Here is a 17,951-nt window from a genome sequence, read left to right as displayed (position 1 = left end):
GATGGCAACCCTTCGCGTTGAAGTGATCACCCTGTTCCCCGAGATGTTCTCGGCCATCAGTGAGTACGGCATTACCAGCCGCGCGGTGAAACAGGGGTTGTTGCAACTGACCTGCTGGAACCCGCGGGACTACACCACGGACCGTCACCACACAGTGGATGACCGGCCCTTCGGCGGTGGTCCGGGGATGGTGATGAAGATCAAGCCCCTGGAGGACGCGTTGGTTCAGGCCAAGGCAGCAGCGGGGGAAGCGGCGAAGGTGATCTACCTCTCGCCCCAGGGCCGACCGCTGGTACAGGGCGCCGTGAAACAACTGGCGACTTCCGAATCCCTGATTCTGATCGCCGGGCGGTATGAAGGCATCGACGAGCGTTTCATTGAAGCTCATGTCGATGAAGAGTGGTCTGTTGGCGACTATGTGCTGTCGGGCGGTGAATTGCCCGCCATGGTCCTGATCGATGCGGTTACACGACTGCTGCCCGGAGCTTTGGGGCATGCGGACTCCGCGGAGGAAGACTCCTTCACGGACGGTCTGCTGGATTGCCCGCACTACACCCGACCGGAGGTGTATGCGGATCAGCGTGTTCCCGACGTATTGCTTAGCGGCAATCATGCACACATCCGGCGCTGGCGTTTGCAGCAGTCCCTTGGGCGGACCTACGAACGACGTGCCGATCTTCTGGAAAGACGCTCGCTTTCTGGAGAAGAGAACAAGCTGCTGGCGGAGTATCTCCGCGAGCGGAACGATAGTTAACGTATCGATGGCAATTCAGACGATTTGCCTTAGGAGCACAGCATGACCAACAAAATCATTCTGCAACTCGAAGCCGAGCAGATGAGCAAAGAAATCCCTCCCTTTGCCCCGGGCGACACCATCGTCGTTCAGGTGAAAGTGAAGGAAGGTGATCGTTCCCGTCTGCAGGCGTTCGAAGGCGTTGTTATCGCCAAGCGCAACCGCGGCGTGAACAGTGCTTTCACCGTTCGTAAAATCTCCAACGGTGTAGGTGTAGAGCGTACTTTCCAGACCTACAGCCCGCAGATCGACAGCATGGCCGTGAAACGTCGTGGTGACGTGCGTAAAGCCAAGCTGTACTACCTGCGCGACCTGTCTGGTAAAGCAGCACGTATCAAGGAAAAACTGTCCTGAGTACAGTTTGTTTCTGATGCAGGAAAAGGCAGCCTTCGGGCTGCCTTTTTTGTGGGTGAAGGTTTGTGGGCGCGTGTTGGCAGGTGAGCGCTCAATGGCGATGTTCATGTGGGAGCGCGCTCTGCCCGCGAAGGCGTCGCCCCGACTCTGCGCCCTGTTATCATCCCCGCACCCCCACAACCCTACGATCTCGATGCCAGCCCTAGACCACCCCCTGATCGACCAGTTCCTCGATGCCTTATGGCTGGAAAAAGGCCTCTCGCAAAACAGTCGCGACGCCTATCGCAGTGACCTTGCCCTGTTCAACGGCTGGCTGCAGGAGCGCGGCATCGCGCTGGAGGCCGCCGGCCGCGAGGTGCTGCTCGATCACCTGGCCTGGCGTGTCGAACAGGGTTACAAGGCGCGTTCTACAGCGCGGCTGCTGTCGGGCGCGCGCGGTTTCTACCGGTACTTGCTGCGCGAGAAGCTGATCGGCAGCGACCCGACCTTGCAGATCGATATGCCGCAGCTGGGCAAGCCGTTGCCCAAATCATTGTCCGAAGCCGACGTCGAGGCGCTGTTGCAGGCGCCGGACCTGAGCGAGCCGATCGGCCAGCGTGACCGCGCCATGCTCGAGGTGCTGTATGCCTGCGGCCTGCGGGTGACCGAATTGATCAGCCTGACCCTGGATCAGGTCAATCTGCGTCAGGGCGTGTTGCGCGTGGTGGGCAAGGGCAACAAGGAACGCCTGGTGCCCATGGGCGAGGAAGCCGTGGTCTGGGTCGAGCGCTACCTGCGCGATGGACGCCATGAACTGCTCGGCGGCAGGCCCAGTGATGTGGTATTTCCCAGCCAGCGTGGCGAGCAGATGACCCGGCAGACGTTCTGGCATCGCATCAAGCATCAAGCTCAGGTCGCCGGCATCGCCAAGTCGTTGTCGCCGCACACGCTGCGCCATGCATTCGCCACCCATCTGCTCAACCATGGCGCGGATCTGCGCGTGGTGCAGATGCTGCTCGGCCACAGCGATCTGTCGACCACGCAAATCTACACCCACGTGGCGCGCGCGCGTCTGCAGGACCTGCATGCCAAACACCATCCGCGCGGATGAAATCGGACGATTCGGTACTGTGTCGAGCGTTGTCCGCAGTCGGTCTTGTCCAATGAATGTGGTAGGCTTGCCCGGTTTATGCAGCGGGCCGTGACGAGTTGATCGTCCATCGCCCCTCAAGTCCGTCGCTCCAGGAGTTCCCATGCGCGTGACCCGTCTTTTCGCCGCCGCAGCCCTTGCGTTGGCCAGCACCTTTGCAGTGGCCGACCCGGCTGCGGAGCAAGCCATTCGCAAGACCCTGCAGACCTTGCAACTGGAAGTCCCTATCGAAAGCGTGGGCGCGAGCCCGCTCAATGGCCTGTACGAGGTCAAGCTCAAGGGCGGTCGCGTGCTGTATGCCAGTGCCGACGGCCAGTTCGTCATGCAGGGCTACCTGTTCCAGATTCAGAACGGCAAGCCGGTCAACCTGACCGAGAAGACCGAACGGCTGGCCATCGCCAAGACCATCAACGCCATTCCGGTCGCCGATACCGTGGTGTACCCGGCGGTGGGCGAAACCAAATCGCACATTACCGTATTCACCGACACCACTTGCCCGTACTGCCATAAGCTGCACGCCGAAGTCCCCGAGCTGAACCGCATGGGTGTCGAGGTCCGCTACGTGGCGTTCCCGCGCCAGGGTCTGAAGTCGGCCGGTGACGAACAGCTGCAGGCCGTCTGGTGCTCCAAGGACCGCAAGGCGGCCATGGACAAGATGGTCTCGGGCGATACCATCAAGGCGCCGTCGTGCGTCAATCCGGTTGCCAAGCAGTTCGAGCTGGGCCAGTCGATCGGTGTCAGCGGCACGCCAGCCATCGTGCTGGAAAACGGGCAGGTGATCCCTGGCTACCAGCCGGCTGCGAACGTGGCCAAGCTGGCGCTCGACGCGAAAGGCTGAGCGGCACTCGCACGTCATCAATAGCCGCAGGCTCAGGGCCTGCGGCCAGTATCACGACCGTCATCTGGGCGGTCGTTTCATGGGGAGTTCAGAGTGAAACCGGTCAAAGTAGGCATCTGTGGGTTAGGTACCGTCGGTGGCGGCACCTTCAACGTACTTCAGCGCAACGCCGAGGAGATTGCCCGCCGTGCCGGGCGCGGTATTGAAGTGGCGCAGATTGCGATGCGCTCGCCTAACCCCAACTGCCAGATTACCGGTACCCCCATTACCAACGATGTCTTCGCAGTAGCCGGCAACCCGGAGATCGATATCGTCATCGAGCTGATCGGTGGCTACACCGTCGCCCGCGAACTGGTGCTCAAGGCCATCGAGAACGGCAAGCACGTGGTTACCGCCAACAAGGCGCTGATTGCCGTGCACGGTAACGAGATTTTCGCCAAGGCGCGCGAGAAGGGCGTGATCGTCGCGTTCGAAGCTGCGGTCGCTGGTGGCATCCCGGTGATCAAGGCGATCCGCGAAGGCTTGTCGGCCAACCGTATCAACTGGGTCGCGGGCATCATCAATGGCACAGGCAACTTCATCCTGACCGAGATGCGCGAGAAGGGCCGCACCTTCGAAGACGTCCTCGCCGAAGCACAGGCACTGGGCTACGCCGAGGCCGATCCGACCTTCGACGTGGAGGGCATCGATGCCGCGCACAAGCTGACGATCCTGGCGTCCATCGCCTTCGGCATCCCGTTGCAGTTTGACAAGGCCTACACCGAGGGCATCACTCGCCTGACCACGGCCGACGTCAACTATGCCGAAGCCCTGGGCTACCGCATCAAGCACCTGGGCGTAGCACGCAGTACCGAGCGCGGCATCGAGTTGCGCGTCCATCCGACGCTGATCCCGGCTGATCGCCTGATCGCCAACGTCAATGGCGTGATGAATGCGGTGATGGTCAACGGCGATGCAGCCGGTTCCACCCTGTTCTACGGTGCCGGTGCTGGCATGGAGCCCACTGCTTCGAGCGTGGTCGCCGACCTGGTCGACGTGGTCCGGGCCATGACCTCGGACCCGGAGAATCGTGTTCCCCACCTGGCTTTCCAGCCAGACTCGCTCTCGGCCCACCCGATCCTGCCGATCGAGGCGTGCGAGAGTGCCTACTACCTGCGCATCCAGGCCAAGGATCATCCGGGAGTGCTGGCACAGGTGGCGAGCATCCTGTCCGAGCGCGGCATCAACATCGAGTCGATCATGCAGAAAGAGGTCGAGGAACATGACGGCCTGGTGCCGATGATCCTGCTGACCCACCGCGTCGTCGAACAGCACATCAATGATGCCATCAAGGCGCTGGAAGCCTTGCAGGGCGTCGTCGGGCCGGTTGTGCGCATCCGTGTCGAGCACTTGAACTAAGCGGCAGCTGCCAGAGGAATTTGCAATGCGTTATATCAGTACTCGCGGTCAGGCCCCGGCCCTGAACTTCGAAGAGGTTTTGCTCGCCGGCCTGGCCAGCGATGGCGGCCTGTACGTGCCGGAGAATCTGCCGCGTTTCACCCAGGAAGAAATTGCCTCGTGGGCAGGCCTGCTTTACCACGAGTTGGCCTTCCGAGTGATGCGCCCGTTCGTCACCGGCAGCATCCCGGACGCCGATTTCAAGAAGATTCTCGAAGACACCTACGGGGTATTCGCCCACGCCTCGATCGCCCCCTTGCGCCAGTTGGGCGGCAACGAGTGGGTGATGGAGCTGTTTCACGGGCCGACCCTGGCGTTCAAGGATTTTGCCCTGCAGCTGCTGGGTCGTCTGCTCGACTACGTGCTGGCCAAGCGTGGCCAGCGCGTGGTGATCATCGGCGCCACCAGTGGTGATACCGGCTCGGCGGCGATCGAAGGCTGCAAGCACTGCGAGAACGTCGACATCTTCATCCTGCACCCGCATGAGCGTGTGTCGGCGGTCCAACGTAGGCAGATGACCACGATCGGTGGCGACAACGTGCACAACATCGCCATCGAAGGCAACTTCGATGACTGCCAGGAAATGGTCAAGAACAGCTTCGCCGACCAGAGCTTCCTCAAGGGCACGCCGCTGGTTGCGGTGAACTCGATCAACTGGGCGCGGATCATGGCCCAGATCGTCTACTACTTCCATGCCGCGCTGCAGCTGGGCGGGCCAGCGCGTTCGGTGGCGTTCTCGGTGCCGACCGGCAACTTCGGCGACATCTTCGCCGGGTATCTGGCACGCAACATGGGCCTGCCGATCAACCAGTTGGTGGTGGCCACCAACCGCAACGACATCCTGCACCGCTTCATGAGCGGCAACCAGTACGTCAAGGAAACCCTGCACGCCACGCTGTCGCCGTCCATGGACATCATGGTCTCTTCGAACTTCGAGCGTCTGCTGTTCGACCTGCACGGTCGCAACGGCGCGGCCATTGCCGGCCTGATGGACAACTTCCGCCAGGGTGGCGGCTTCAGTGTCGAGCAGGAGCGCTGGACCGAGGCGCGCAAGCTGTTCGACTCGCTGGCTGTCAGCGACGAGCAGACCTGCGAGACCATCGCCCAGGTGTTCGCCGAGTGCGGCGAAGTCCTCGATCCGCACACGGCCATTGGCGTGCGCGCGGCCCGCGAGTGCCGACGCAGCCTGGATACGCCCATGGTCGTGCTGGGTACCGCGCACCCGGTCAAGTTCCCCGAGGCGGTGCAGAAGGCCGGCGTGGGCAAGGCCCTGGAGCTGCCACCGCATCTGGTCGATCTGTTCGAGCGCGAAGAGAAATGCACCGTACTGCCCAACGACCTGTCGGCCGTACAAGCCTTCGTCAGTCAGCACGGCAACCGCGGCAAGCCGCTCTGACGGTACGCAGCAGCGCGTCTGACGCGATCTGAAACACATAAAGCCCGCTCGATGCGGGCTTTCTGCTTTTTACAGTGCCAAGCTTATGCAACTTTTTCCCAGGCCCTTTCGGCCCGCAGGCAAGGATGCACGGCATGAGACCCACACCGACCTCGTTTTTCACGCGCGCAGGGGCGATGGCGTGGGCGGCGAGGTTGTTGATTGGCGCCTGTATCCTCTCGCCCAGCTGGGCCGTTGCTGCCCAGAGCCTGCCGTTCGCGCTCGTCGCACCGTTCGCCCAGCTTGCGCCACTGCCGCTCTCCAGTGACGAACAGCAATGGCTGCAACGCCACGGTACGCTGCGGGTGGGTGTTTCGCTGGCTGACTATGAACCCATCGACATCACCAGCGAACGCAACCGCTATCAAGGTGTGAGCGCCGATTACCTCAGTCTCGTCGGTAGTCGCCTGGGGGTCGAGCTGCGAGTACTGGGCTTCGCCCAGCGCAGCGAAGCGGTGCAAGCGCTCAAGGATGGCGAAATCGACCTGCTGACCAGTGCCAATGGGTTCGAGCAGGCCATCGCCGGCCTGGCTTTCTCCAAAGAGTACATGCCCGACCATGGCGTCATCGTGCGTCGTGCAGGCAGCAAGCGGGAAACCGAACTGGCCGGTGAAAAGGTCGCTCTCGTGGATGGCTATGCCGACGATGCCACGGTGCAGCGCGTGTATCCGAACAGCCGCATCGTCATGGCGCCCAGCCTGAGCAGCGGCCTCCAGGCGCTGCATCAGGGCGATGTCGACGCCATGATCAGCAACGAAGTCATCGTGCGTGCCTACAATGCGCTGCGTCCCTATCTCGATCTGGACATCGTTGGCCCCAGCAGCCTGCCACCGGTGGGTTACACCTTTGCCAGTCGCAAGGCCGATCCCCTGCTCGGACAGATGGTCGAACGGGCCCTGGCCAGCATCGACGACGGCCTGCGCCGCGAGATCCTGACCCGCTGGACCACTGGGCTAGGGTCGGAAATCGGTCACCACCGGGTCCCGCTGGAACCTGCCGAGCAAGCCTGGATCGCCCGGAACCGTCAGGTCCGCGTGGTTGCGACCCAATATCCGCCGTACCTTTACAGAGACCGGCAGGGAAACTGGGTAGGACTCAACAGTGAGGTGTTGGCGACGGTTTCGCACATGACGGGACTGCAGTTCGTCTACCTGCCTTCCAGTTCCATGGCCCAGAGCCTGGACATGCTCAAGCACGGCCAGGCCGACATGAACACCACGCTCTCGGAAACCCCGGAACGCAAGGCGTTCCTCAGCTTCAGTCATTCTTTCGGCGGTCAGGGCTGGGTGTTCATCGTTCGCGCCGAGGATATGCCCATCGGCCATCTGGACGAGCTCGCCGGTAAGGTGCTGGCGATTCCGGCCGAGCACGCGCTGGAAAGTGCGATCCGCACCCAATACCCGCACGTCAAGCTGGCCTTGGTCAGCACCTATGACAAGGCGCGCGAAATGGTCGCCAGCGGCGAGGCGGATGCCACCATCGACAGTGAGGTCGGGGCCTATCGGGCAGTGGGGCGTTATCCGCCGGGTGTGCTCAAGGTCGGACGCAACGTCGATGGCGAATGGTCTTCCGATCGTTTCGCCATTCGAGCTTCGGAACCTGAACTGACGGCCATCATCAACAAAGCGCTGGAAGCTTATCCCGTAGCCGAGTTGCGTGCGGCGCGTCTGAAATGGCTGGGTGCGGTCGTGCCGCCGGAGCCCATGTGGCAACGCATCGCCACCTGGGTCTATTGGCTGCTGGCGGCGGCCCTCGTGCTGGGCGCCGTATCGCTGGTGTGGAGTGGCCGACTCAAGGCGCAGATCCGTCAGCGACTCGAGGCCGAGCATGCGCTCAACGACCAGCTCGCCTTCCAGCGCGCATTGCTCGATGGCATTCCCAGCCCCATCTATGTTCGCGACCTGCAGGCGCGGCTGTTGTCCTGCAACAAAAGCTATGAGCAAAGCTTTGCCACCCGCCTGCAGGACATCAAGGGGCGTACGCTGCAGGAGGTCGTCGTGGTGAACTCGGACGAAGCGGAGCAGATGCATCGCGACTACCTCAAGTTGCTGGACGATCAGCAGCCGGTGTCTGCGGATCGGCAGATCCTGATGCACGGCCGCAAGGTCCATGCCTGGCAATGGATCGTGCCGTTCTACAACGCCGAGGGCCAGCTTCAGGGCTTGCTGGGCGGCTGGATCGATATTTCCGAGCGCAAACGTCTCGAAGATCAACTGGTAGAGGCTCGACACATCGCCGAGCAGGCCAACCAGGCCAAGAGTGCTTTTCTGGCGACCATGAGCCATGAAATCCGTACGCCCATGGCGGCCATGATCGGCCTGCTCGAGTTGGAGCGCGAACGGCGCAGGCGCGACGAGCAACCGGTGTCAGAGGCACTCGAGGTGGTCTGGCGCTCGGCACAGGAACTCATCGCCCTGATCGGCGATAGCCTGGATCTGGCGAAAATCGAGTCGGGCAGCCTGCAGTTGGCCGAACAAGTGACCGAAGTCAGGCCGTTCTTCGAAGGCATGCTCAGCCTGTTCTCGGCTCAGGCCCTGTGCAAGGGGGTGGGGCTCACTCTCCACATTGCACCGGCCATACCCAAAACGTTCTCCTTCGACCCGCTGCGGCTGCGGCAAGTCGTGCACAACCTGCTCGGCAATGCATTGAAGTTCACTCGCCAGGGCAGTGTGACTCTGACTGTCGATGCGCGGTTGCTCGATTCGACGCTTTGGCGGATGTACGTCAAGGTCAGCGACACTGGCGCGGGTATCGCACCCGCGCAACAGGCCAGGTTGTTCAAGCCTTTCGTTCAAGGCGGGGTGGACGCGCAGCAGGAAGCCGCCGGCACGGGGCTGGGTTTGACCATCTGCAAGCAACTGGTTCAGCTTATGGGCGGTGCCATTAGCCTGCACAGTACCGAAGGCAGGGGCACGCAGGTCGAGGTGCAGCTCGATGTCCGGCACGAGGTAGAGCCCGAGGAGGACGCGGTATCGGTCGTGCAGGCCCGGCCCGACAGTGCTGCTCTGGATATTCTGATCGTGGACGATCTGTCGGCCAATCGCATGGTACTGACTCAGCAGTTGCAATTTCTCGGTCATAGCGTGCAGGACGCCAGCGACGGCGTAACTGCCCTGGCGGTCTGGCAGGCAGGGCATTTCGATCTGGTGCTTACCGACTGCAACATGCCAGGAATGAGTGGCCATGCCTTATGTAAGGCCATTCGCCAACAAGAAGTCGAAACCGGTGTAGATCCTGTCAGACTCATTGGGTGCACTGCCAACGCCATGCAGGATGAGCGCGTGCGTTGTGCCGAAGCGGGTATGGATGAACTGCTGGTGAAGCCGATAGCGCTGGACAAGCTGGCGCAGATCATCGCCGACATCTCTGTGCAAAAAACTGGCACGACGTTTTCACATCAGCGACGGAAGTCGCTCACTGCAAGGAAAATTCCCTAGCAATTTAGGACTTGTCCTATCCCAAGTGATTAGCCTCACCTCTAAAGTGCCGGTCAATGCGCAGCTTCATGCGCCACTGCGAGGTTTTCATCCATGCATTCGCTCAGGGTTCTGGTACTCGAAGACATTCCGTACCAGTTGATCGCCATGCACCAGGTGCTCAATGCCTGTGGTGTATTCGATGTGCTGACCGCGCAGAACTTCAACGCGGCGTGTCTCTCGCTGGAGAAGCGCCAAGGTGTCGATATCGTCATCTGCGAGATGAACGTGATTGGCCTGGACATGGGTGAGCTGATCCTTCACTTGGCCGCTACCGGGCTCGCGCGGTCGCTGATTATCTACAGCAACGGATCCCAGCCGCTCAAACCGCTGATCGCATTGGCCCGGCAGCATCGACTGCCGTTGCTGGGGGTGCTGGACACGCCAGTATCGACCGTTGCCGTGCATCGGCTGCTGCAGGGTTATCAGCACCAACTCAATGCACGGACCTTGCTACCCCTGCCCGAAGTGCATGAGATCAGTCACTTCGAAGGCATCTGGCCTTCGCCTTTGCGGCCATGAAGCTGCCAGACAGCGTACTGCGTGTCGTATTTGACGTGGATCATTTCAGCCCTTGGGACTGAAGGTAGATGTACAGAGCGGCATCGTTGCCGATGCCCAGCTTGCGCATGGCGCTGATCTTTTGTGCACTGATTGTTTGCTTGCTGCGATTGAGCTGGGCTGCGATATCGTTGACCGAAAGGCCTTGCGCAAGTAATCGCGTTATTTCCAGCTCGCGAGCGGACAGGTCGACATGGCCAGTGGATAGGCTCATAGAGGCATGATCCGGCAGCGATAACAGGCTTTTTATCGATTGCGCCATGAACGGCTTGTTGCGCTTGAGACTGGCAATCGCTGCCGGCAATTCGTCGACGAGACTGGTCTTACCCAGTAGACCCGCTACCCCCAAGTTCAGAATTTCCCGCAGCAGGCCTGGATTGGTCAACATGGTGACGACCAGCACGGGCAGATTTGGCCAATGCCGGCGGACGTATCCGATCAGCCTCAGGCCATCACTCTGGTCCTCAGAGGGCATCATGAAGTCGGTGATCAGAAGCCCACATTCGGTAGCTTCAAGGCAGCGCGTCAGCTCCTGCGGCGAAGCCGCTTCGGCTACTACGCGCACGCTGGGATCTCGCTCCAGCACGGCACGCAGGCCGATACGAAAGATCGGGTGGTCATCGGCCAGCACGATCCTCAGCGGGGCGATCAGTGGGTCGGTCAAGGCAGGCTCCGGTGACGGGCAGATCAGGCGGCGAATTCTGGCACAGCTGTGGCCTATTCCTGATCTGTTTTGTAGTCCATTTCTGGGATGGCAGCCACTGAATCTCATATTCAGAAAGGTCTTACGTTAGCAATGCCAAATTCTTCGGGTATTCCCGGAGATAGTCTGACGTAGGGTGGCCAGAACTTTTCTCCGCGAGAAGGGGTCAGTGTCTTGCACCTTAAGAATTCGAACAGACGAGTGGTGATGCGATGAAGAATATCAGCCTGTTGCTCAATGAAGCTCTGACCCCGTATCGCGTGATTCTCGAAGGGCAGGACAACCTTGGCAATTGTCAGGTGGTAGTAATGAGCGAGGCTGGAAGCGTGGTGACCAAGCGTTCGGTCAACCGCAGCCAATTCGAAGATTTGCGCTCCTTTACCGATGTCGTCGATGGCTTGCACCGCGACCTGCTTGTTGCCGAAGGACGATTGGAGCCGTCGATGATCGCGGCGTTGCGCAACGTTTCGCAAAGTGTCGGGTTCAACCACGCGCTGGCTTGAGCTGAGCGGCCTGTCTCTCATCTGCGCGGTGAGCCCTTCGCGGGCAGAGCCCGCTCCCACAGTATTTAGCGGGGGGGGGAGCACGTTTCCATAGGCCTTCGCGGGCAGGGCCCGCTCCCACTGGGGAAGTAGGTGCATTTACCGGGAAGGCTGCACGCGCTTCGGCGAATACTCTGGAGCCCATACCCCCAGTCAGCGCTGGTTGCAGTAAGTCTCTTTGCCCCCTGTGTTGAATAACGCCTGGGTTTCGCGCAGATAACCGGGTTGTTCACGGGGCGACAGCCATTGCGCGTAGAGCTGCGCCAACTGGGTGTTGCGCAGCTCCAGCAGCACTGGGTTCAATGCGTCCACCACGCGACGCCCGGTGGGGCTATCGGAGCAACCAACGTGCACGATCTGTGTACTTGCCGCACCCTTGATCGGGACCTGCACCAGTTGCTCCGGATCCAGGCCTTCCTGGCGCGCCTGGTAGCGAGCTTCCAGCCAGTAGCCTAGCAGGGCTTTGATCCGTCCCAGTCTTTCCATGCGCAGCAAGCTGCCCATGGCGTCGTTGCCATGGTGGGCAAGAATCTGACTACCTTGAGCGTCAGCCAGGATCGAATCGACGACGCGGCCGTAGCTGCGTCCGGCGATGGTGCCCAAGGCGATGGTACCGCTATGCAGAAGGGCGCTCAGGTCGACCTTGCCGTCTTCCATGAACCGGGCAATGAGCGGTAGATCGCTGCGCTGCATGATGAGTGCACTGCTCAGCACATTCATGCTGGGCACGGAATAAAAGATGGTCTGCTCGCGTTCAGCTGTCCATAGCAGCGCTGGATCGCAATAAAGGCCTGGTTCGGCGAGCATCTGCGAAGCCCTCGCACGGTTGACCCTGAGCACAGCGTGGTCATAGTCCGGCAAGGCTGCGCGCAGCAGCGGCAGGGTCTGATCGACAGCGCCGCGGTTGCGGTCCGGGCCTCTGGCAATGGTCAGCGGCGCCAGGTCGCGCAGCAGCCAGGTGATGGTTTCCCGACCCTGTGCGTGGGGGGCGGTGAGCAGGCAGGCGCAGAGCGCTAGTGACAGGAGAAGGCTGCCGGTTGGCAGGATTCTGGGGCATAAGTCCATGGCAGTCCTTGCGCAGGGAGTGGAGCGGGGGTGTCCGTTTTTGAAACACTGCGCCATCTTTGCACACACTGGTGCATGATCAAAACGCGCCGCGGCGTCGCAGTGGCCGATGGTGGTCGTTGAACAAAGCCTCATCGGGTAGACTACCGGCCTTTTCCCGTTCCCAAGAAGCTTGCCTAATGGCCCAGCCGTCGACCACGTACAAATTCGAACTGAACCTGACCGATCTTGACCGCAGCGTTTACGAGAGCGTCAAGCAGACCATCGCCCGTCACCCCTCCGAAACCGAAGAGCGAATGGCCGTTCGCTTGCTGGCGTATGCCCTGTGGTACAACGAGCACCTCTCTTTCGGCCGCGGTCTGTCGGATGTCGATGAAGCTGCGCTGTGGGAAAAGAGTCTGGACGGGCGGATCCTGCATTGGATCGAAGTCGGTCTGCCCGATGCCGAACGGCTCACCTGGTGTTCGCGGCGTACCGAGCGTACCAGTCTGCTGGCCTATGGCAGCCTGCGCGTGTGGCAGACCAAGGTGGTCGATGCGGTCAAGAACCTGAAGAACGTCAACATCGCCGCAGTGCCTCAGGAAGTGCTCGAGACCCTGGCCAAGGACATGCCTCGGGTCATCAAGTGGGACGTCATGATCAGCGAGGGCACGGTGTTCGTCACCGATGACCGCGGTCAGCACGAAGTCCAGCTCGAGTGGCTGTTGGGCGAGCGCTAGGCCGCCCGGTTTCACCTTTCCTCTTTTGTCTTGCAGTGAGAACCGCCCCAGGCACCATGCGCATCGAACCCCGTCAGTTGCCCCAGATCCTGCCCTTCCTCGGCGATATGCCGCCCCTGCTCAATCGCCTGTACGCAGCGCGTGGCGTATCGAGTGCGCAGGAGCTGGACAAGAGCCTGGCGCGCCTGATTCCCTTCCAGCGGCTCAAGGGTATCGAGGCCGCTGTCGAGCTGTTGGTGACGGCCATCGACCTGCGTCAGCGCATTCTCATCGTCGGCGACTTCGATGCCGACGGTGCCACAGCCAGTGCGGTGGGAGTGCTCGGGCTACGCCTGCTGGGCGCTGCTCATGTCGATTACCTGGTGCCCAATCGCTTCGAGTTCGGCTACGGCCTGACCCCCGAGATCGTCGAAGTTGCCCTGCAGCGCGAGCCACAGTTGCTGGTGACGGTCGACAACGGTATTTCCAGCGTCGAGGGCGTGGCGGCGGCGAAGGCTGCCGGGCTGCAGGTGCTGGTGACCGACCACCACTTGCCGGGGCACGAGTTGCCGGCTGCGGATGCCATCGTCAACCCCAATCAGCCGGGCTGCGAGTTCCCGAGCAAGAATCTGGCCGGGGTCGGCGTGATTTTCTACGTGTTGATGGCCCTGCGCGCACGGCTGCGTGAATTGGGCCGCTATGCCCAGGTGGCGCAACCCAACATCGGCGAGCTCCTCGATCTGGTGGCGCTGGGCAGCGTGGCGGACGTCGTGCCGCTGGATGCCAACAACCGCATTCTGGTGCATCAGGGGCTGGAGCGAATTCGTGCGGGTCGAGCCCGTCCCGGTATCAAAGCGATTCTGGAGGTGGCACGTCGCGAGGCTGCGCGGATCACCTCGACCGATCTGGGCTTTATCCTCGGGCCGCGCCTCAATGCAGCCGGGCGTCTGGACGACATGAGCCTGGGCATCGAGTGCCTGTTGAGCACCGATCTGCCCAGCGCCCAGACGATTGCCTCGCAGCTCGATGGGTTGAACCAGGACCGCAAGTCGATTGAGCAGGGCATGCAGCGCGAAGCCCTGACCCAGCTCAAGGACCTGGCGGTGGAATCCATGCCGTTCGGCCTGTGCCTGTTCGACGCGCAGTGGCACCAGGGTGTGATCGGCATCCTTGCCTCGCGCCTCAAGGAGCGCTACCACCGGCCGACCATTGCCTTCGCCGATGCGGGCGACGGCTTGCTCAAGGGCTCGGCGCGTTCGGTGCAGGGCTTTCACATTCGCGACGCACTGGATGCCGTGGCGGCCAGTCATCCGCAGTTGATCAGCAAGTTCGGTGGACATGCCATGGCGGCGGGATTGACCTTGCCGCAGGAGAACTTCCCGGCGTTCTGTGAGGCGTTCGATGCCCAGGTGCGCAGCCAGCTGTGCGAGGAAGACCTGACCGGACGCCTGCTGTCCGACGGCACTTTGGGCGTCGAGGAGTTCCACCTGGAGCTGGCGCGCGCCCTGCGCAATGCCGGGCCCTGGGGGCAGCATTTTCCCGAGCCGATGTTCCATGGCGTGTTTCAACTGGTGGAGCAGCGAGTGGTTGGCGAGCGTCATCTCAAGGTCACGCTCAAGACCGAGTGCGGCAGTGTCAGCCTGGACGGTATCGCCTTCGGCGTCGACCGCGAGGTATGGCCCGATCCGTCGGTACGCTGGGTGCAGCTGGCCTACAAGCTGGACCTCAACGAGTTTCGCGGACGCGAGACGGTGCAGTTGCTGATTACCCACATCGAGCCGCGCTGACAGGCGGAACCACGGTCGCGGCCGGGTTGTCGACTGATCTTCAAGAGCGAGATGGGTACGTCCGCCATGGCTATCGGCCGACGGCCTCTCGTTACACGTGGAACTGCCAACCGAGGTGCCCGATGAGCATGCTGCTCGAACCCTATACCCTCCGCCAGCTGACCCTGCGCAACCGCATCGCGGTTTCACCGATGTGCCAGTACTCCAGCGTCGATGGCCTGGCCAACGACTGGCATCTGGTGCACCTGGGCAGTCGTGCCAGCGGCGGTGCCGGTCTGGTCTTCACCGAAGCCACCGCCGTGACGGCCGATGGTCGTATCACACCTGAAGACCTCGGTCTGTGGAACGACGAGCAGATCGAACCGCTGCAGCGCATCACCCGCTTCATCACCTCACAGGGCGCGGTGCCGGCGATCCAGCTGGCCCATGCCGGGCGCAAGGCCAGTACCTGGCGACCCTGGTTGGGCAAGCATGGCAGCGTGCCGGTCAATGAAGGTGGCTGGGTGCCGGTGGGGCCCTCGCGGATCGCCTTCGACCCGCAACACACCGCACCCACTGCGCTGGACGAAGCCGCCATCAAGGACATCGTCCAGGCGTTCGTCGCCGCCACCAAGCGCGCATTGACCGCCAACTTCAAAGTGGTCGAGGTTCATGCGGCCCACGGTTATCTGCTGCACCAGTTCCTGTCGCCGCTCAGCAATCAGCGTCAGGATCAGTATGGGGGTAGTTTCGAAAACCGAATTCGTCTGACCCTGGAGGTCACGCAAGCCATTCGCGAGGTCTGGCCCGAGGAATTGCCCGTTTTCGTCCGCGTATCCGCGACCGACTGGGTCGAAGACGGCTGGAACCCGGACGAAACCGTCGAGTTGGCCAAACGCTTGAAGGGGCTGGGCGTGGACCTGATCGACGTATCGTCGGGCGGGAGCTCAGCTAATGCCGAGATTCCAACCGGACCAGGCTATCAGACACGTTTTGCCGAGCGGGTTCGCAAGGAGGCGGATCTCGCCACGGGCACCGTGGGCATGATCACCGATCCGGCCCAGGCCGAGCATATCCTGCGCACCGGTCAGGCTGACATCATCCTGCTTGCGCGTGAACTGCTCCGCGATCCGTACTGGCCCCTGCACGCCGACGAAGACCTGGGCGGGCGCCTGGCCACCTGGCCAGCCCAGTACCAGCGCGCCACCCACCGCGATCAGCCGATCCTGGAATCGGACCTGCGCGACTGATCGTCATCCGGCGTTTCAATGATGGCCTCTTCGCCCCTGGAATCATGGGACGAAGAGGCCATGCCGCTTCAGTCCATCAGACGTACTTGCGCTTTTCCGGAGCCGGAGGGAAGTACTGGTAGAGCCAGGTTTCGCTCAACGTGCGCCCCTGGGTCTTGATGAACAAACGCATGTCCACCGGATCGACGCTGTCGCTGGTGGGGTACCAGTCGAACAGCACGCGGAAGCCCTTGATGTCCGGCAACTCCAACACCTGAATGTCCTGCACCTTGCCGCCCGAGGCCGTGATGATGGGTTCGATCGGCGTTTTCAGCGATTCCAGCCCGCCACCGGTGAAGTCCACGGCGAACCGTCGTGCCCAGACGTTGGGGTAATGCTCGCCCGGCGCCCAGCCTTCGGTGAAACCACCCATCCCGGAGCGCGTTGCCGCGACACGCGCAAGCGGCGTGCCGACCGGTGCCAGGGCACTCCAGTACAGCTTGTAGCCGAAATTCAGGGAGTTGCCGGCCTTGACCGGATTCTTGGGTGTCCAGAAGGCGACGATGTTGTCCATGGTTTCGCCGGTGGTCGGCAACTCCACCAGATCGATGGCGCCTTCGCCCCAAGCGGTGGTCGGCTCGACCCACAGGCTCGGACGCTTGTGGTACCAATCGACCGTATCCTGATAGTTGCTGAAGTTGTGGTCGGTCTGGATCAGGCCGAAGCCTTTTGGATCGACATCGGCAAAAGCATTGAACCGCACGCGGTCCGGGTTGTTCAGCGGTCGGCAGATCCATTCGCCATTGCCGCGCCACATGGCCAGGCGATCCGAATCGTGGATCTGTGGATGAATGGTGTCGCACATGCGCCGCTCGTGGTTGCCGCAGCTGAACATGCTGGTCATCGGTGCCACACCCAGTTGCTCGATGTCCTGACGCGCGTTGATGTGCGCATCGATGTCCATGACCACGCGCTCTGCCTGGCAATCGATGTCGAAGCGATAGGCGCCGGTGGCACTCGGTGAGTCGAGCAGGGCATAGACCACGAAGCGGGTGCTGTCCTTGCTTGGCGTTTCGAACCAGAACTTGGTGAAGTCGGGAAACTCTTCCTGCTTCTTGGCATAGGTATCGATCGCCAGGCCGCGCGCGGACAGACCGTATTGGCCGGTTGCATCGACGGCGCGGAAGTAGCTGGCGCCGAGGAAGGACACCACGTCATGGCGTTCGAGGTTGGGCGCCTTGAACAGCTTGAAGCCGGCGAAGCCCAGATCGCCCTTGAGCTGCGAGGTGTCGACCGTGGTGTTCTGGTAGTTGAACAGCGGCGGATGGAAATGCACTTCGCGCGCTTGCTTGCGATCGGCATCGACGCTGTACATGCGCACCGGGGTGCGGAAGCCCATGCCGACGTGGAAGAACTGCACGTCCAGCTGGCCATTGAGGTCGTTCCACAACGAATGGTTGGCGTCGTAGCCAATCGCATTGAATTGCTGCGGCGTCATGTTTGCCAAGGTCGGGGGCAGGGTCTGCTTGTTGCTGACATAGGCCTGTGCGGCCAGGCTCTTGGCCTGGGCCTTGAGCATGTCGAAGCTGAACGGCTCGGCTTCGCCATCGGCGGTGGCGGCCAGGGCCTGGGCGGCGAACAGCCCGGTGCCGGACAGTCCGGTATAGGCCGCGAGGGCCATCGACGCTTTCAGAAGGTGTCTGCGGTGCATAGCTAACCTGTTCTGAATCAACCTCGGTCGCTCCAAGCGACCTGCGAGGCTCAAATGGGAAGGTTTGGGCCTGCCTTGTCCAAACGCAGCGAACTGTACACAGATACCGGAATGACCGATGTGTTCGCAAACTCCTGTAAAAAAGTTTTCCGGATATGTCCCCGTCGACCCCTCGATTGACTGTTGTGGCCGATCATTTGCGCAACATCCCGAA

The 17,951-nt window shown here is 61.7% G+C and carries 15 protein-coding genes; 12 read left to right on the top strand and 3 right to left on the bottom strand.

What is annotated here, in order from left to right:
* Position 1 precedes the first annotated feature (1 nt).
* The 8 genes from trmD to BLV18_RS16455 all read left to right on the top strand — a co-directional run bounded on the left by trmD (position 2) and on the right by BLV18_RS16455 (position 9,984).
* On the top strand, positions 2-754 hold the full coding sequence (gene trmD, locus BLV18_RS16490) for a tRNA (guanosine(37)-N1)-methyltransferase TrmD (RefSeq protein WP_049861275.1): 753 nt from the start codon (positions 2-4) through the stop codon (positions 752-754).
* A gap of 42 nt (positions 755-796) precedes the next feature.
* Entirely contained in the window at positions 797-1,147 is a 351-nt protein-coding gene (rplS, locus tag BLV18_RS16485) for a 50S ribosomal protein L19 (RefSeq protein ID WP_049861276.1), read from the top strand.
* A gap of 193 nt (positions 1,148-1,340) precedes the next feature.
* On the top strand, positions 1,341-2,237 hold the full coding sequence (gene xerD, locus BLV18_RS16480) for a site-specific tyrosine recombinase XerD (RefSeq protein ID WP_056844212.1): 897 nt from the start codon (positions 1,341-1,343) through the stop codon (positions 2,235-2,237).
* A 142-nt stretch (positions 2,238-2,379) separates the two neighbouring features.
* Positions 2,380-3,114 carry a DsbC family protein gene (locus BLV18_RS16475; RefSeq protein WP_043193042.1) on the top strand — a complete coding sequence of 245 codons (735 nt, stop codon included), beginning with the start codon at positions 2,380-2,382 and terminating at the stop codon, positions 3,112-3,114.
* 93 nt (positions 3,115-3,207) lie between these two features.
* Positions 3,208-4,512: a homoserine dehydrogenase gene (locus tag BLV18_RS16470; protein ID WP_049861279.1), complete on the top strand. Its 1,305-nt coding sequence runs from the start codon at positions 3,208-3,210 to the stop codon at positions 4,510-4,512.
* Positions 4,513-4,537: 25 nt separating this feature from the next.
* Entirely contained in the window at positions 4,538-5,947 is a 1,410-nt protein-coding gene (gene thrC, locus BLV18_RS16465; protein ID WP_090360106.1) for a threonine synthase, read from the top strand.
* 134 nt (positions 5,948-6,081) lie between these two features.
* Entirely contained in the window at positions 6,082-9,423 is a 3,342-nt protein-coding gene (locus BLV18_RS16460; RefSeq protein WP_244156883.1) for a transporter substrate-binding domain-containing protein, read from the top strand.
* A 93-nt stretch (positions 9,424-9,516) separates the two neighbouring features.
* Positions 9,517-9,984, top strand: a complete 468-nt coding sequence (locus BLV18_RS16455) for a response regulator (RefSeq protein WP_090360104.1) — start codon at positions 9,517-9,519, stop codon at positions 9,982-9,984.
* A gap of 40 nt (positions 9,985-10,024) precedes the next feature.
* On the opposite strand, the gene BLV18_RS16450 is transcribed toward BLV18_RS16455, so the two are convergent.
* Positions 10,025-10,687, bottom strand: a complete 663-nt coding sequence (locus tag BLV18_RS16450; RefSeq protein ID WP_244156881.1) for a response regulator — start codon at positions 10,685-10,687, stop codon at positions 10,025-10,027.
* Between the two features lie 251 nt (positions 10,688-10,938).
* Here BLV18_RS16450 and BLV18_RS16445 point away from each other — a divergent pair, with 251 nt between their 5' ends.
* A complete protein-coding gene (locus BLV18_RS16445; RefSeq protein WP_090360098.1) occupies positions 10,939-11,229 on the top strand; it encodes a DUF3509 domain-containing protein in 291 nt (96 codons plus the stop codon).
* Between the two features lie 192 nt (positions 11,230-11,421).
* On the opposite strand, the gene BLV18_RS16440 is transcribed toward BLV18_RS16445, so the two are convergent.
* The gene (locus BLV18_RS16440; RefSeq protein WP_090360095.1) at positions 11,422-12,333 is read right to left on the bottom strand and encodes a TIGR02285 family protein; all 912 of its coding nucleotides are present in this window, start codon (positions 12,331-12,333) and stop codon (positions 11,422-11,424) included.
* Between the two features lie 179 nt (positions 12,334-12,512).
* Between BLV18_RS16440 and BLV18_RS16435 the strand changes: the two genes are divergently transcribed.
* From BLV18_RS16435 to BLV18_RS16425, 3 genes are all read left to right on the top strand, one after another.
* Entirely contained in the window at positions 12,513-13,052 is a 540-nt protein-coding gene (locus tag BLV18_RS16435; RefSeq protein WP_049861282.1) for a YaeQ family protein, read from the top strand.
* Between the two features lie 56 nt (positions 13,053-13,108).
* Positions 13,109-14,818 carry a single-stranded-DNA-specific exonuclease RecJ gene (recJ, locus tag BLV18_RS16430; RefSeq protein ID WP_090360093.1) on the top strand — a complete coding sequence of 570 codons (1,710 nt, stop codon included), beginning with the start codon at positions 13,109-13,111 and terminating at the stop codon, positions 14,816-14,818.
* Positions 14,819-14,940: 122 nt separating this feature from the next.
* On the top strand, positions 14,941-16,047 hold the full coding sequence (locus BLV18_RS16425) for an NADH:flavin oxidoreductase/NADH oxidase (RefSeq protein WP_090360090.1): 1,107 nt from the start codon (positions 14,941-14,943) through the stop codon (positions 16,045-16,047).
* Positions 16,048-16,123: 76 nt separating this feature from the next.
* Here BLV18_RS16425 and BLV18_RS16420 read toward each other — a convergent pair whose 3' ends face one another.
* On the bottom strand, positions 16,124-17,737 hold the full coding sequence (locus BLV18_RS16420; protein WP_049861285.1) for a glucan biosynthesis protein D: 1,614 nt from the start codon (positions 17,735-17,737) through the stop codon (positions 16,124-16,126).
* Positions 17,738-17,951: the final 214 nt, after the last annotated feature.

The sequence above is a fragment of the Pseudomonas coleopterorum genome (genome assembly GCF_900105555.1).
Classification (GTDB): domain Bacteria; phylum Pseudomonadota; class Gammaproteobacteria; order Pseudomonadales; family Pseudomonadaceae; genus Aquipseudomonas; species Aquipseudomonas coleopterorum.
Note: the sequence above shows the minus strand (reverse complement) of the source record. Positions and strands in the feature narration are given on the sequence as shown.